The sequence below is a fragment of the Hufsiella arboris genome, assembly GCF_009834875.1.
GTDB classification, from domain to species: Bacteria; Bacteroidota; Bacteroidia; order Sphingobacteriales; family Sphingobacteriaceae; genus Hufsiella_A; species Hufsiella_A arboris.
This window is the reverse complement of the sequence record NZ_WVHT01000045.1, coordinates 1-701: the sequence shown is the minus strand read 5'-3', so window position 1 is coordinate 701 and position 701 is coordinate 1. Positions and strand designations below refer to the sequence as shown.

Genomic DNA, 701 nt, shown 5'->3' with positions numbered 1-701 from the left:
ATGTGCTATTTAGAATGAATACAGTAGACTTTCATGACAACATTAATTGCATTAGAGAAACTGCTCCAGGACGGTATCGTATTATATTAGACTTTGCTACGACCAATATTTTACCTTTTTTAATAAGATCAGACTACAATTACATTTGGGTACACAACCATATAGCAGGAAAAGGGTTCGACTGGGAAGAATTTAAGTTGCCCATCAAAGACAATTCAATGAATATAAAAACATTAGCAAGGTCGTTAACTTTTGACTTTATTTTAACCACTGACGAGTTTGAGAATATAATGACAGGCTGGAAAGGCGGCATTGAACTTATTCAAATGAATAACATTCCTCCTTATTATCTAGACCTGAATAAGGTGATTGGAAATAAACGATATGAAATTCTGGAGAAAGAATGTGATTACTTATTTGAAGTAGACATTCCATCAGCGACAGACTATGGAACTTTAATAAGCCCGAGCAGGAAGTATCTGCAATCGTTATTAGATAACCCGGAAATAAATTGGAGTGAATTACCATAAAAAAACGGCGCATAACAGCAAATTTGCAATAGGCGGGATTTCGTGCTGCGCAGACAGTCTAGTGGTAGCTGAAAATTTTGTGCTCAGCATCAACATCAGTGGTAAAAATCCCGCGCATCGCAAACCCCCGAACCGTTAGCGGTCATGATAAGACAATAGAGCGATCTAGGA

General features: G+C 37.4%; 1 protein-coding gene. It reads left to right on the top strand.

All coding sequences use genetic code 11. The features are described 5' to 3' along the window. Positions 1 to 530, top strand: a 530-nt coding sequence (locus GS399_RS20580) for a hypothetical protein (RefSeq protein WP_237488028.1), incomplete at its 5' end; no start/stop codon positions are given. Between the last annotated feature and the right edge of the window lie 171 nt (positions 531 to 701).